The following is a 633-nucleotide window of genomic DNA, read 5'->3' on the forward strand; positions in this document are numbered from 1 at the left end:
GAATCGTTTTCAATATTAGATATAATATTTATAAGTGTAGTTATATATTGAGCCTCACCTGAGCTAGCATTTTCAAGTTTGTAAAAACTATCTTTTTTTAAAGAAACTGTTAACTCTTTAAAAATTCCTAGTTCATAAAGGTGCCATAAAATAGAGAATTCATCATAATATTGATAGTATTCTTCATTGGCACTAAAATTAAAGTTAATTGAAATCGATTTTTGTTTTATATTAAATATTCCCTGAGCATATTTTCCACTAATTAAATTTCTATAAAAATCTATAATGTCTTTGCTATCAACAAAATTAATATTCTCTTGCTCTCTCTTTGGTTTATTTCTTAAATTATTTTGTAATCGTACAATACCCTTTTCGTTAATTACTTCCTCTAATACCCCATTCTTTAGTGAGTAACTGATTTTAAAAACAGGCTCCACACCAATAAAATCGGTAATAAATTTTAAATTTTGATTGAAATTGTCCTTTTGAGAAGAACGTAGTATATTTAATACTAAATTTTTAGTAGTTTCACCGATTTTTGCTATATTGTCTGAGCATTTTATCCCTAAATAACTGTTCCTATCATTTGAATCTTCTGATTGTTGGTTAAAAGTAAACCTATCATTAATACTA

1 protein-coding gene is annotated in these 633 nt (G+C 25.8%); it reads right to left on the reverse strand.

All coding sequences use genetic code 11. From position 1 onward, the window contains the following. A partial coding sequence (locus KVT27_RS23490) for a hypothetical protein (protein WP_217582059.1) occupies positions 1 to 633 on the reverse strand: 633 nt, incomplete at both ends.

This window comes from Lysinibacillus sp. GbtcB16, assembly GCF_019091145.1.
GTDB lineage: Bacteria > Bacillota > Bacilli > Bacillales_A > Planococcaceae > Lysinibacillus > Lysinibacillus fusiformis.